Below are 13,742 nucleotides of genomic sequence, written 5' to 3'. Positions count from 1 at the left end.
GGCCGGGATGGACCCGGCCGGTCAGGGGCGGTGCCTGAGCTGTTGGCTCAGACCAGCACGCCCTGGCTGCGCAGATAATCGTCGTAGCTGCCGGAGAAGTCCTTGATGCCGGATTCCGACAGCTCGATGATGCGAGTGGCCAGCGAGCTGACGAATTCGCGGTCATGGCTGACGAAGATCAGCGTGCCGGGGAAGTTTTCCAACGCCAGGTTCAGCGCCTCGATGGATTCCATATCCAGGTGGTTGGTCGGCTCGTCCATGATCATCACGTTGGCCTTCTGCAGGATCAGCTTGCCGAACAGCATGCGGCCCTGCTCACCACCGGAAATCACCTTCACCGATTTCAGAATGTCGTCATTGGAAAACAGCATGCGCCCGAGTGTGCCGCGCACCAGCTGTTCGCCGCCCTGGGTCCACTGGGCCATCCAGTCGAACAGGGTGTAATCGTCGCGGAAGTCTTCCATGTGGTCCTGGGCGAAATAGCCCACATCGGCACTCTCGGCCCACTTCACTGCCCCTGCCTGGGGCGCCATTTCACCGACTAGGGTGCGCAGCAGCGTAGTCTTGCCGATCCCGTTGGGACCAATGATGGCGACCCGCTCACCGGCTTCGATCTGGAGGCTGAGGTTCTTGAACAGCGTCTCGCCATCAAAACCCTGGCTGACCTGTTCCAGGGTCACTGCCTGGCGATGCAGTTTCTTGTGTTGGTCGAAGCGGATGAACGGGCTGACCCGGCTCGACGGCTTGACCTCATCCAGCTGGATCTTGTCGATCTGCTTGGCGCGGCTGGTGGCCTGCTTGGCCTTGGAGGCGTTGGCCGAGAAACGGCTGACAAAGGTCTGCAGCTCGGCGATCTGCGCCTTCTTCTTGGCATTGTCCGACAGCAGGCGCTCGCGCGCCTGGGTGGCGGCGGTCATGTACTCATCGTAGTTGCCGGGGAACAGGCGCAGCTCGCCGTAATCCAGGTCCGCCATGTGCGTGCACACACTGTTGAGGAAGTGGCGGTCGTGGGAAATGATGATCATGGTGCTGCTGCGCGCCGTGAGAATGTCTTCCAGCCAGCGAATGGTGTTGATATCCAGGTGGTTGGTCGGCTCGTCCAGCAGCAGCACGTCGGGATCCGAGAACAGCGCCTGGGCCAGCAACACGCGCAGCTTCCAGCCGGGGGCGACTTCGCTCATCGGGCCGAAGTGCTGCTCCAGCGGAATACCCAGGCCCAGCAACAGCTCACCGGCGCGGGACTCGGCGGTATAGCCGTCCAGCTCGGCGAACTCGGTCTCCAGCTCGGCGACGGCCATGCCATCCGCTTCGCTCATTTCCGGCAGGGAATAGATGCGGTCGCGCTCGGCCTTCACTTTCCACAGCTGGGCATGACCCATGATCACCGTATCGATCACACTGTCGTTCTCATAGGCGAACTGGTCCTGACGCAGTTTGCCCAGACGCACATTCTGCTCCAGCATCACCTGGCCGCCGGAGGGCTCCAGATCACCGCCGAGGATCTTCATGAAGGTCGACTTGCCGCAACCATTGGCGCCGATCAGGCCGTAGCGGTTGCCATTGCCGAACTTGACGGAAACGTTTTCGAACAGCGGCTTGGCGCCGAACTGCATGGTGATGTTGGCGGTGGAGATCAAAGGTCAGTCCTGCGGGAAGAAAAAGAGTGGAATCCGCACCTGAAGAGCGGCGGCGCATTGTACTGGCTATGGCGAATGAGTAACAGCGGTGGGCGAAAGGCACGGATAGATGGTGCGATGCCGCTCAGACCCGGGTTCCGGTAGAAAGTGACCCATGACCATCGTGGAGGGTCTTATAATGGATATGAATATCTTTCAATAAACGACCAGATCGCCGGAGAACGCCCACAAAATATGAAAAAATTCATCAAAACCTTGCTTGCTGTCATGGTGTCTTTGGTCGTGATACTTGGCCTCTTTCTCTATTGGCCGCTGTACCAGCGCGCCGCACCACCGGCGGAGAACGAAGAGCCGGTGGACGTGGTGCTGATCGGTGGCGGCATCATGAGTGTGACCCTGGCGACCTATTTGCAGGAACTGGTGCCGGAATGGAATGTGCGCCTGTTTGAGCGCATGGACGCCGTGGCGCTGGAAAGCTCCAACGGCTGGAACAATGCCGGCACCGGCCACGTCGGTTTTGCCGAAATGAACTACACCCCCGAGCTGGAAGACGGCAGCATCGAAACCAGCCGGGCGGTTAACACGGCCGAGCAGTTCGAAATCTCACGCCAGTTCTGGGCTCATCAGGTCGAGCAGGGACGTCTGTCCACGCCTTCCGATTTCATTAACCCGACCCCGCACATGAGCTTCGTCTGGGGGGAAGACAACATCGAATTCCTGCGCAAGCGCCATGCGGCGATGATCAAGAATCCGTTGTTCTACGGCATGGAGTATTCTGAAGACCCTGAGCAGATCAGCCAGTGGGCGCCGCTGCTGATGGAGGGTCGCGACCTGACTCAGAAAGTGGCAGCGACCTATATGCCGCTGGGCACTGATGTCAATTTCGGGGTAATCACCAGCCAGCTGACTGAATCGCTGCAGCGTAACCCCAATTTCCATCTGGAATTGAGCCATGAAGTGCGTGGTCTGGATCAGAATGATGACAAGACCTGGAACGTCACCGTCCATGATCTCAAGGCTGACACGGAGCGCACCATCAAGTCGCGCTTCGTCTTCATCGGTGCCGGTGGAGCGGCATTGAAACTGTTGCAATTGTCCGGTATTCCCGAATCGCGCAACTATGGAGGTTTTCCGGTGGGTGGCCAGTTCCTGGCCTTCGAATCACCCGAAATCACCGCTCGTCATGAGGTGAAAGCCTACGGCAAGGCCGAAGCCGGTTCGCCGCCGATGTCAGTACCGCACCTGGACGCGCGCAAGCTGGATGGCAAGCCGGTGATGCTGTTCGGGCCATTCGCGCTGCAGAGCACCAAGTTTCTCAAGGACGGCTCCTGGTTTGACCTGTTCTCCTCGGTCAACCACAACAACTTCGCTGGCATGCTGAGTGTCGGCAGTCAGAATCTGGATCTGGTTAAATACCTGGTACAACAAGCCAGCCTGAGCGATGAGGATCGTCATGCCGAACTGCTCAAGTACTTCCCCGAAGCCAACCCGGAGGACTGGAAACTGGTCACCGCCGGACAGCGTGTGCAGATAATCAAGCTTGACCCCCAGAAAGGTGCGACCTTGCAGTTCGGCACCGAGGTGGTGAGTGACGCCGATGGCACCATCGCTGCCCTGCTGGGCGCCTCGCCAGGCGCATCCACCTCGCCGCCCATCATGCTGAACGTGCTGGCCAAGGTCTTCCCGGAGCAAATGGCCGCTGGCTGGGAAGCCCGCCTGAACGATATCATTCCCTCCTACGGGCGTACCCTCAATGACAGCCCGGCGCTGACCAATGAGATCCGCCGCCACACCAGCCAGGCTCTGCAACTGCCTCACGTGGAAGTGCCGGAGCAATCCGGGAACGCCCCTGCCCCTGTACCGGTGGAGACCACTGCGGCGGAAGAGGGCGACAATAGGGAATTTCAGGCGCTGTAACATCAGCAGACTGGCTGTCTCCGAAATCAGGTTAGACCCATCGGTATAACCTGATTCCGGGTTTGTCACTTCGGTACAGATTAAGAGATGAAGACCATGCAGAAAATCTGCCATCACGAGCTGCGCAACACCCTCCGCGCTTTGCTTGCCCGCCCCGCCTGTTTCCAGACCGCGTCGGTATTCGACCCGCTGTCGGCCCGTATCGCGGCTGATCTCGGTTTTGAGGTCGGTATTCTCGGCGGCTCGGTCGCATCCCTGCAGGTGCTGGCGGCGCCGGATATCGCGCTGATCACGCTCAGCGAGTTTGCCGAACAGGCTACCCGTATCGGCCGGGTGGCTCGGCTGCCGGTGATTGCCGACGCCGACCATGGTTACGGCAACGCCCTCAATGCCATGCGCACGGTGACCGAACTGGAGCGTGCCGGGGTGGCTGCATTGACCCTGGAAGATACGCTGCTGCCGGCCCAGTTCGGGCGTAAGTCGTACGATCTGATCAGCGTCGCGGAGGGTGTCGGTAAACTTGAGGCTGCTCGGGAAGCACGGAATGATGCTGCGCTGGCAATCATTGCGCGCACCCACGCCGGTGTGCAGTCGCTCACGGATGTCATACAGCGTACCCGCGCCTATCAGGACGCCGGTGCCGACGGTATCTGTCTGGTCGGGGTGGAAGACTTCACTCATCTGGAAGCCATCGCCGAAGGGTTGCGGGTGCCGCTGATGCTGGTGACCTATGGCAATCCGCAGCTGCGCGACGACGAGCGCCTGGCCGCGTTGGGTGTGCGCATTGTGGTAAATGGGCATGGCGCCTACTTCGCTGCGATCAAGGCAACCTACGACAGCCTGCGCGAGCAACGTGGCATTGCCTCTGGCAACGGCCTCACTGCCTCGGAACTGGCAAACCGATACACCAGCCCTGATGAATACCTCGCCTGGGCGGAGCAGTACATGGACGTAAAAGAGTAATCATCAGCACCGACAATTTCGCCGGTGTGATTCTGGGCAGCCCTTGGGTCTCCTCAAGGCGGTGCGCGTCCAAACGCCTCGGCCAGATAATCGATCATCACCCGCACCTTGGCGGGTGGTCGGCGATCCGGTGGGTAGAGTACGTGGATCCCACCGAGCTCCATCACCGGCTTGTCCAGTTCCAGCACCACCAGCTCACACCGGGCCAGCGCTTCGCCAACGATGAAATGCGGCTGATAGATAATCCCCTGGCCGGCTACGGCGGCGGCCAGTAGTGCATCACCGTTGTTGGCCAGAAGATTACCGCTGATCGGCACCCGCAGTTCGCCATGGGCGCCGAATGACCATTGCTTGCTGTCCTGCATGGCTGACAGGGTGTAGCTCAGGCAATTATGCTGAGCCAGCTCGCCGACGGTGCGGGGCACGCCGCGGCGATCCAGGTATTCCGGGGCGGCGCAGACCTGCATGCGGCTATCGCCCAGTTGGCGGCTTTGCAGCGGACTGTCGGCCAACCGCCCGATACGGATCGCCAGGTCCCAGTTACCGGCGATCAGATCCAGCTGGGCATCACTCAATCCCAACTCGACCCTGACCTCGGGGTGCCGACGGCTGAACTCCGGAATCAGCGGCGCCACAAAGCGACTGCCAAATGACAGGGGCACGTTCATGCGCAACAGGCCGGTGGCCTTGATCCGCTGCGAGGCGGCAGCCGCCTCGGCTTCATCGATCTCCGGCAGGATGCGCTGGCAGGCTTCCAGATAATTGCTGCCGGCCTCGGTCAAGCTCAGGCGCCTTGTCGTGCGATGGAACAGCTTCACTCCCAGCCGTGCTTCCAGCGCATTGACGTGCTTGCTGGCCATGGCCGGTGACATGCCGAGATGCCGGGCAGCGGCGGACAGGCTACCGGCACTGGCGGCACGGACGAAAACGCGCATGCTGGTAATACGATCCATCTTTCATTTCCTACTGTCAGTATCAAGTGTTAATGAATATTAGGCGGTTCTCTTACCTAAACGCATCAGCGAAACTATAGCCATACGAAATTGGAGGGTATTTTCATGAACGTCGAGCATGCCCGGCAGCCGGTGTTGTTCATCCCCCACGGTGGTGGCCCCTGTTTCTTCATGGAATGGGATCCAGCCGACACCTGGGTGGGTATGGGCAATTTTCTCAAACAGGTTGTCAGCTCCCTGCCGCAGCGGCCCTCGGCGATCGTCATGGTGTCTGCCCATTGGCGCGAACCGCAGTTCAGCGTTACCGGCCACGCCCGCCCGGAGTTGATCTACGATTACTACGGTTTTCCGGCGCACACCTACGAGTTGAGCTACCCGGCGCCAGGCCAGCCGCAGTTGGCCGAGCAGGTAGCCCAATTGCTCAATACGAAGGGGATACCGGCGCAGGTGGATGCCGAGCGCGGGTTTGACCATGGCATGTTCATTCCGCTGAAGCTCATGTTTCCGGGGGCGGATATTCCGGTGATCCAATTGTCCCTGCGCAGTGACCTGGACCCACAGGCACACCTGCAGGCGGGCCGGTCGCTGGCCGCGCTGCGGGATGACAATATCCTGATCGTCGGCAGCGGCATGAGTTTCCATAACATGCGCGCTTATGGTGACAGCCGCTTTTCCGCGGTTTCCGACGAATTTGACAGTTGGCTGACCCAGGCGGTGCAAAGTCCGGCGGCAGAGCGTGAGCAACTGTTGGAAAATTGGGCCAAGGCTCCCCATGCCTATCTGTGTCATCCCCAAGGCGCCGAGGAACATCTGATTCCCTTGATGGTCGCAGCTGGCGCTGGTGGTGAAGGCCCGGGGCAGAAAATATATTCAGAGCGGGTCATGCAGACCACCATTTCCGCATTCCGCTTCGGTTGATAGTTCGCGCTTGAACCGATTCGGCATTGCGGGTGGAAAGCGGTACCGTAGAGCCTTAGCGATGCTATCGACTGCACACATTCAGACACAAAAGCCGGAGCGCTTGATGATCTGCTTGTGCAAGCATTGGTGCCACAAATCGAATGGCAACAACCGTGATTGAAAAACTGATGGATTGTGAGATAGGAGCAGGACATGAAAGGTGATACCCAAGAACGCTATGGCAGCATTTCCCGGTTCTTTCACTGGGGGATGGGCTTGCTGATCATTTGGCAGCTACTGAAGTTCTTCGACCGCATCAGTGAGGGGGAACACTGGGTCGGCCAGACCCTGGTGCCATGGCACATCTCCATTGGCTCCTTGTTGCTGGTGTTGGTGGTGCTGCGCATCATCTGGGCCGCCAAACAGAAGAACAACCGCCCGGTACAGGACCCGGCTACCGCGTTGCTGGTCAAGGTCGGTCATGGATTGCTGTACGCCGGCATGCTGCTGATGCCGATTACCGGGCTGCTCTACATGATCGGCAACGGCTATGGCTGGGCTCCTTTCGGCATCCAGCTGATCGCCAGAGGTGACGAGATTCCCTGGATGGCCAGTATCGGCAGCCTGCACTCGCCCATCGCCTGGTTGCTGTTGATCATGATCGTCGGCCACGTCGGCATCGCCCTGCTGCACCACTTCGTCAAGAAGGATGGCGTGCTGCGGCGTATGATCTGATCCAGCGCTCTGCTATTGGCGTCCGCTCTTCAGCGGGCGCCAAGCAGCTTCTCAGTGATGACCTGCGGAGGTTTTATCTGCTTCGTTTGAACTGGATGAGGTGCGGGTTGCCAGGACCTGGTCAATGCGATAACTGTCCACATCCACCACCTCGAACGTATAGTCGCCCCAGATTACCCGGTCGGTGCGGCGTGGCACCCGACGTAGCATGGTCATCATGAAGCCGGCCAGCGTCTCGTAGCCTTCTTCCTGGGGAATGTCTTCGATTTCCAGCGCCCGGCGCACGTCCTGGATGGGCGTCACGCCATCGATCAGCCAGGAGTTATCATCCCGGCGCACGATCTGTTCCTCATACCACGGCGGCACCAGGTCGCCCATCACGATGCTCATCACATCGTTCACCGTGATCAGCCCGACCACCAGGCTGTACTCATTGACGATCAGCGCAAAATCCTCGCCGACCAGGCGAAACTGCTTGAGCAGCTCGGCGAGAGTCAACCGGTCCGGCACCACCAGCGGTTTGTGCAACAGCGCCGGATCGGCCAGAGAGATAGGCTCGTTGTGCAGCACGCGCTTGAACAGATCCTTCATCGACACATAGCCGATGATGTGATCGATATCGCCATCGCAGACCGGATAGCAGGAATGGGGCGTGTCGGCGATCCGCGAGCGGATCAGGGCATCGGAATCATCGATCAGGAAGTAGACAATCTCGTCACGATTGCTCATGGCGCTGGGCAGGGTGCGGGTATCCAGCTCGAAGATGTTCTCGATCGCCTGTTGTTCACCGGGCGCCAGTAACCCCGAGCGCGCACCGGCCTCGGTCAGCGCGAGGATATCCTCGGGCGTGACCTCATCATCGCGGCGGGCAGGCAGGCGCAGCAGTCTGATCAGGCCGTTGACCAGGCGCGAGTAGAACCATACCAAGGGCCGCAATAGCGTGTTCAGTGCGCGCATCGGACCGATGGAAAATATGGCCAGGGGCTCCGGCAATGCCATGGCTACTTGTTTGGGGATCAGATCGGTGACGACGATGAACAGCGAGGTCAGTACCAGGAACGATAAAGCGAACCCCAGCGTCGTTGCCAGCGGTGGCTCCAGCACCAGCAGCAACAGCTGGGTGAAGGCGGCCGTCAGAAACTCTTCACCGACGATACCGCCGAGAATCGCCAGCGCATTGATGGAAATCTGGACCACCGTCAGGTAATTGCCCGGATTCTGCTGTACCGCGATGACTTTCAGCGCCCCGGCATTGCCATTGTCGGCCATTCGCCGCAGCTTGAGTGGCCGCGCGGCGGCAAGAGAAATCTCGGCGATGGCGAGAAAGGCGCCGCCGACGATGATCAGGGCGAGTAACAGCAGGCTTTGGTTAACGCTCATGGGACATTCTGGCAATAGGGATAACGCTGGCAGAGTAGCATGTTGCGGGGCGGCAGGCTTGTGCGCTGCTGCGGATTGGCCGGCTGGCCGTCACCGTTGGGGGGTGGCTGATTGCCGGTTTCGGAACAATACTCAAGCCAAACCCCGCCCCGGCAGCGGCGCTGCCGATCCTGATGAGGATGTTGCCCTTGGCTTCCAGTCTGCTCGCATTGTTTGATGACATTGCCACCCTGCTCGATGATGTATCGGTCATGAGCAAGCTGGCGGCACGGAAAACCGCAGGGGTGCTGGGGGATGATCTGGCGCTCAATGCCCAGCAGGTGACCGGCGTCAGGGCGGATCGGGAATTGCCGGTGGTCTGGGCGGTGATGCGAGGCTCTTTTCGCAATAAATTCATCCTGGTACCGGGTGCGTTGTTGATCAGCGCCTTCATTCCCTGGCTGATCACGCCCTTGCTGATGTTGGGCGGTGCTTTCCTCTGTTATGAGGGGTTTGAGAAGCTGGCGCACCGGTTCTTCCATGACGACACTGAACGGCGCGCCCAGAAGCTCGAAGCATTGGCTGACCCCAACCGGGATATGGTCGCCTTTGAGAAGACCAAGATCAGGGGCGCCGTGCGCACCGACTTCATCCTCTCCGCCGAGATCATCGCCATCACCCTGGGTACGGTCGCGACAGCGACGTTCCTCACCCAGGTGCTGGTACTCAGTACCATTGCACTGGCGGTCACCGTGGGCGTCTACGGCCTGGTGGCCGGCATCGTCAAACTGGATGACGTGGGGCTGGCGCTGACCGAGCGCGGTAGCACGACATTGCAGAAAGTCGGCCACGGTCTGTTGTGGCTGGCGCCCTGGCTAATGAAAACCCTGTCGGTTGTGGGGACCGCGGCGATGTTCATGGTCGGCGGCGGCATTCTCACCCACGGCTTTCACGCCCTGGGTCACTGGATCGAAAATACCGCCGAGCATACGGTGGATTTGCCCTGGATCGGCTCGGTGCTCGGCGGAGTGTTGCCGACGCTGATGTCGGCGGGGGTAGGCATTCTGGCCGGGGCGGTGATTTTTGGTGTGATCATGCTGGGCGGCAAGCTATTCGATCGACGAGAGGCGCACTGAGCGGCGATGCCATCTCTCAGGACGCAAAACCCTGAACGACCGCCCGGCGGCTTTGTCCCATGCATAGAATCATCCCAAGGAGACGAGCATGAAATCGCAGAAATGGCTGATAATCGCCGCCGCATTGACCATTGGTACCGCTCACGCGGCGTCGCAGGAAGTGACCATCAACAAGGTCAGCGCCGACGGCAAGCAGGAATCCATCGGCACCATCGAGATCAGCGAGACGGATCACGGTCTGCTATTTACTCCCAAGCTGACATCCCTTGAACCCGGTGTGCACGGTTTCCATGTGCATGAGAACGGCAGCTGCGAAGCGGCGGAGAAGGACGGCCAGCCGACCGCAGCGCAGGCGGCGGGCGGTCATTACGATCCGCAGGATACCGGCAAACACCTTGGCCCCTATGCCGACGGTCATCTGGGCGACCTGCCGGCGCTCTATGTGAACAGCGACGGTACGGCGGACTATCCGGTGCTGGCGCCGCGCATCAAGAAGCTCGAGGAAATCGAGGGCCGCGCGCTGATGATCCACGCAGGTGGCGACAACCATGCAGATACCCCCGAGCCGCTGGGTGGCGGCGGAGCGCGCTCTGCCTGCGGGGTGATCTGATAGGGGTATGAACGAGGGGAGAAATCGCCATGCAGCTTGAAGGTTCCTGCCATTGTGGCGCGGTACGCTTCAGTCTGGACAGCGCCCAGCCTTATCCTTATCAGCGCTGTTATTGCTCGATCTGTCGCAAGACCCAGGGCGGTGGCGGCTACGCCATCAATCTGGGCGGCGACGCCCGTAGTCTGCAGGTCAGCGGGCGCGAATCGATTTCGGTGTACCACGCGCGGATCGAACAGCCCGACGGCAGTATCCAGACCAGCAGCGGCGAGCGGCACTTCTGCCGTGGATGCGGCAGCGGGCTCTGGTTGTACGACCCGCAGTGGCCGGAGCTGATTCACCCCTTCGCCTCCGCTATCGATACCGACCTGCCGGTGCCGCCGGAACATACCCACCTGATGCTCGGCTCCAAGGCCGGTTGGGTGGAAGTGCAGCTGGCGCCGGCGGATCAGCAGTTCGATGGTTATCCACAGGAGTCGCTGGCGGAGTGGCATGGGCGGCTGGGATTGGCTGGGGATAAGAAGTAGCTTTCTCCACAGGCAACCCGCTGCGCACCGCTTGGACAACTCATAAACCGCGGCCTTTTGGGAGCACCGAGCGCAGCTCGATGTGGATATTCCAGGCGCTCCCACAAAAGTCTGCTCCCGGCTCAGTGCACCACCAGCCGCTTCATCCAATCCAGCAATACCGTCGGCAACAGCTCCGGGCGTGGCAGCAGCGCATAATGCTGCGCGCCGAAAATGCGCGGCAGATAGGCCGGGGCCTGGCGATCGATGGTCAGGCAGAACGCCGAGATACCCTGCAATGTGGCTTCGGTGACGGCCTGGCGCATGTCCTCCACGCCATATTGGCCTTCATAGATATCCTTGTCGTTGGGCTTGCCGTCGGACAGCACCAGCAGCAGCCGGTGGCTGGCCGGCTGCTGCAACAGATCACGGCTGGCGTGACGGATGGCGGTGCCGGCGCGGGTGTAGTGTTCCGGCTCCAGTGAGCTGATGCGCAGTGCGACCTCGTTGCTGAAATTCTCATCAAAGCCTTTGATTTGCCGGACGATGACCGCATCGGGCCCCTCCCCGGAAAACGCCTGGATCGACCAGGGCTCGCCCATGCCGTCCAGCGCCACGCTGACCAATAGCAGGGCTTCGCGCTCCACGTCGATAATGCGCCGATTGGTTGAGACCCAGCTGTCGGTCGAGCCGCTGATATCGATCAACAAGGTGATGGCCAGGTTGCGTTCGGCGGTGCGGCGAGTCTGGTACAGGGCATCGGAGAGGCTGCCGCCGGCGCGGAAGTCGGCGTAGCTGTCGATATAGGCCTGCAGATCGATGTCGTCGCCATCCAGCTGTTTGCGCCGGGTGACACGCTGGGCGCTGAGCATCTCGAAACGGCGGCGAATATGATTGAGCAGGCTGCGGTGGGCGTCCAGGGTGTCATCCACCCATTGCTGGGAGCCGGGCAGGTTGGGCAGCACATGCAGGGTCGCGCCGGGCTGGCGGTAGGCCTGGATGCGGTAGTCCCATTCGGGGTAACGCAGACCTTGTTGCTCGCGGATGGCGGTCTTCAGCTGCATGGCGGTATTGGTGTCCGGCGGATCATCGGAGATCAAGACTTCCTTCGACCGGCCCGGTGTGGATACCAGTCGCGCTTCGGACAGCTCGGAGAGCATGTCGCCGTAGTCATCGGCGCTGATGTCCTCATCCTTGTCCACCGGTCGGTTGAGCCCGAACGGGTCTTCGGCGTGCTGATGGGGCTCGTCGGCTTGCACCATGAAGACCCCCGCATCGCTGTCGTCATCCTCATCTTCCTTCGCTTCGCGTACGTCGGGCCGGCGCAGCAGGTGTGAACTGCGGGTCGGCGCCGCGGTGGGCTGCGGCTCGGTTGGCGCGTCGCCAGGGGCTAGCTCGTTGCGCGCGCTGGATGCGGGCTGGCGCAACTCACCGGTCCACCAGTTTTTGAGCAGCGGCGCGTTGCCTCCGGCTCGATCTGCCGGTGACAGGCCGATGCTTGCCAGCAGCTCGGGCGCCAGGCGTACCGACGCCGTCGGCGACGGGCTGAGAGGGATGGCTGCGCAGGGCTGGCCGCAGGGCGTCTCCAGCAGTTGGCGCAGCAGTGCTTCCAGTGGCTGGCGCGGGCGCGAGAAGGTACTCAGTGGTGGTCGCGCTTGCAGAGCGTACTGGCGCAACCGGGTGACCGCGGCGATCATGCCGGGCAGGTGCGCAATCAGCTCGGCATCGGCGGCCCAGGCTTCCAGTAGCAGGTAAGCATCGGCCAGCAACGCCGGCCACGCCGGGTCCAGCAGCTCGGCACTCCTACGTTGGATACGTGCGGCCTGCTGCAAGGCCATGACCCGATAGAGTTCGTTGCCCTGAGCGATATTCTCGATACCGGAATCGGCGGGTAGCCATAACCGTTGGCCGTCAGTGGCGGGTATCGGTTGCTGCAGCCAGGGAGCCTGATTGCGGCGATAGATGCGCGATAACAGAGTGGGTCGTGCCGGCAACTGGGCGATACGGATCGGGTGGCTACGCCCGGTCAAGGCGGTGATCAGCAGGTCGAGGCGCGGCGCAATATCAACCAACAGTGCGGTGGGTGGAGCTTCGGGTGGCGGGCGATAACGCAGCCACAATCTGCGCGCATAGATGGTCGCGTGGCGTGCCGCGTCGCTGACCAGCTCTTCTGCTTCAGCCACGACAGTTCGCTCGCGGGTTAGACAAAGGTGGCATCAACCAGATCGCGAAGTGCGCCGACCATCGATGCTTCGTCCGACAGGGGGGAGACGATAGCGGCCTGACAGGCCTCGCGCACATCGATGCCGGACACGATCAACACCCCCGCGGCGATCAGCAACCGGGTGCTGGGCACCTCGGCCAGGCCGCGGTCGCGCAACTGGCGGATGCGCTCGGCCAGGGCCACCAGCCCCTTGGCGGTGGCCGGGTCGACGCCGCTTTCATGCTGGACGATACGCGCTTCCTGCTCGGGCGGCGGAAAATCCAGGTCCATGGCGACGAAACGCTGGCGAGTGCTGGGTTTCAGATCCTTGAGCATGCGCTGGTAGCCGGGGTTATAGGACACCACCAGCTGGAAGCCGGGCGCTGCCTGCAGGGTTTCGCCGGTCTTGTCGATCGGCAGGATGCGCCGGTGGTCGGTCAGGGCGTGCAGCACCACCACGGTGTCCTGCCGGGCTTCCACGACCTCATCCAGATAGCAGATGGCACCTTCGCGCACCGCCCGCGTCAGCGGTCCATCCTGCCAGACGGTACCGTTGTGCTGGATCAGGAAGCGGCCGATCAGATCGCTGGCCGCCAGGTCGTCGTGGCAGGGAATGGTGATCAGTGGCCGGCCCAGTTTCCAGGCCATGTGCTCGATAAAGCGGGTCTTGCCGCAACCGGTCGGCCCTTTGAGCATCACCGCCAGCCCCCGGGCATGGCATTGTTCGAACAGCGCCACCTCGTTGCCGGTCGGGTGATACCAGGGCGCCTCGCGGACATTGACCTGGCCGCGTACGGCTTCATCAACTGCCATCAAACATCCTCTC

The 13,742-nt window shown here is 61.3% G+C and carries 12 protein-coding genes; 7 read left to right on the top strand and 5 right to left on the bottom strand.

Features of this window, described 5'->3' with window-relative positions; all coding sequences use genetic code 11:
- Positions 1-47: 47 nt before the first annotated feature.
- On the bottom strand, positions 48-1,637 hold the full coding sequence (locus tag QAO71_RS16600; RefSeq protein WP_036991667.1) for an ABC-F family ATPase: 1,590 nt from the start codon (positions 1,635-1,637) through the stop codon (positions 48-50).
- Positions 1,638-1,871: 234 nt separating this feature from the next.
- Between QAO71_RS16600 and mqo the strand changes: the two genes are divergently transcribed.
- Together mqo and QAO71_RS16590 are read left to right on the top strand one after the other, a co-directional pair.
- Positions 1,872-3,554 (top strand): malate dehydrogenase (quinone), encoded by a 1,683-nt coding sequence (gene mqo, locus QAO71_RS16595; protein ID WP_036991668.1) that lies wholly within the window; start codon positions 1,872-1,874, stop codon positions 3,552-3,554.
- 96 nt (positions 3,555-3,650) lie between these two features.
- Positions 3,651-4,517, top strand: a complete 867-nt coding sequence (locus QAO71_RS16590) for an oxaloacetate decarboxylase (RefSeq protein WP_280164942.1) — start codon at positions 3,651-3,653, stop codon at positions 4,515-4,517.
- Positions 4,518-4,570: 53 nt separating this feature from the next.
- Here QAO71_RS16590 and QAO71_RS16585 read toward each other — a convergent pair whose 3' ends face one another.
- On the bottom strand, positions 4,571-5,470 hold the full coding sequence (locus tag QAO71_RS16585; RefSeq protein ID WP_280164941.1) for a LysR family transcriptional regulator: 900 nt from the start codon (positions 5,468-5,470) through the stop codon (positions 4,571-4,573).
- Positions 5,471-5,575: 105 nt separating this feature from the next.
- Between QAO71_RS16585 and QAO71_RS16580 the strand changes: the two genes are divergently transcribed.
- Positions 5,576-6,388, top strand: a complete 813-nt coding sequence (locus tag QAO71_RS16580; RefSeq protein WP_280164940.1) for a class III extradiol ring-cleavage dioxygenase — start codon at positions 5,576-5,578, stop codon at positions 6,386-6,388.
- A gap of 195 nt (positions 6,389-6,583) precedes the next feature.
- Positions 6,584-7,105, top strand: coding sequence for a cytochrome b (locus QAO71_RS16575; protein WP_280164939.1), 522 nt, complete (start codon positions 6,584-6,586; stop codon positions 7,103-7,105).
- Between the two features lie 51 nt (positions 7,106-7,156).
- On the opposite strand, the gene QAO71_RS16570 is transcribed toward QAO71_RS16575, so the two are convergent.
- Positions 7,157-8,485 carry a hemolysin family protein gene (locus QAO71_RS16570; RefSeq protein ID WP_074778972.1) on the bottom strand — a complete coding sequence of 443 codons (1,329 nt, stop codon included), beginning with the start codon at positions 8,483-8,485 and terminating at the stop codon, positions 7,157-7,159.
- Positions 8,486-8,673: 188 nt separating this feature from the next.
- On the opposite strand from QAO71_RS16570, the gene QAO71_RS16565 reads away from it, so the two are divergent.
- From QAO71_RS16565 to QAO71_RS16555, 3 genes are all read left to right on the top strand, one after another.
- Complete coding sequence (locus QAO71_RS16565) at positions 8,674-9,600, top strand: DUF808 domain-containing protein (RefSeq protein WP_280164938.1); 927 nt, start codon at positions 8,674-8,676, stop codon at positions 9,598-9,600.
- Between the two features lie 88 nt (positions 9,601-9,688).
- Positions 9,689-10,210, top strand: a complete 522-nt coding sequence (gene sodC / locus QAO71_RS16560; protein WP_074778968.1) for a superoxide dismutase family protein — start codon at positions 9,689-9,691, stop codon at positions 10,208-10,210.
- A gap of 29 nt (positions 10,211-10,239) precedes the next feature.
- Positions 10,240-10,734 (top strand): GFA family protein, encoded by a 495-nt coding sequence (locus tag QAO71_RS16555; RefSeq protein WP_280164937.1) that lies wholly within the window; start codon positions 10,240-10,242, stop codon positions 10,732-10,734.
- A 122-nt stretch (positions 10,735-10,856) separates the two neighbouring features.
- Here QAO71_RS16555 and QAO71_RS16550 read toward each other — a convergent pair whose 3' ends face one another.
- Both QAO71_RS16550 and QAO71_RS16545 read right to left on the bottom strand, forming a co-directional pair.
- Positions 10,857-12,896 carry a VWA domain-containing protein gene (locus QAO71_RS16550; protein WP_280164936.1) on the bottom strand — a complete coding sequence of 680 codons (2,040 nt, stop codon included), beginning with the start codon at positions 12,894-12,896 and terminating at the stop codon, positions 10,857-10,859.
- A 17-nt stretch (positions 12,897-12,913) separates the two neighbouring features.
- On the bottom strand, positions 12,914-13,729 hold the full coding sequence (locus QAO71_RS16545; RefSeq protein ID WP_280164935.1) for a CbbQ/NirQ/NorQ/GpvN family protein: 816 nt from the start codon (positions 13,727-13,729) through the stop codon (positions 12,914-12,916).
- Positions 13,730-13,742: the final 13 nt, after the last annotated feature.

Origin of the sequence: Halopseudomonas sp. SMJS2 (assembly GCF_029866945.1) — a bacterium.
In the GTDB taxonomy this organism is placed as follows: domain Bacteria; phylum Pseudomonadota; class Gammaproteobacteria; order Pseudomonadales; family Pseudomonadaceae; genus Halopseudomonas; species Halopseudomonas bauzanensis.
Note: the sequence above shows the minus strand (reverse complement) of the source record. Positions and strands in the feature narration are given on the sequence as shown.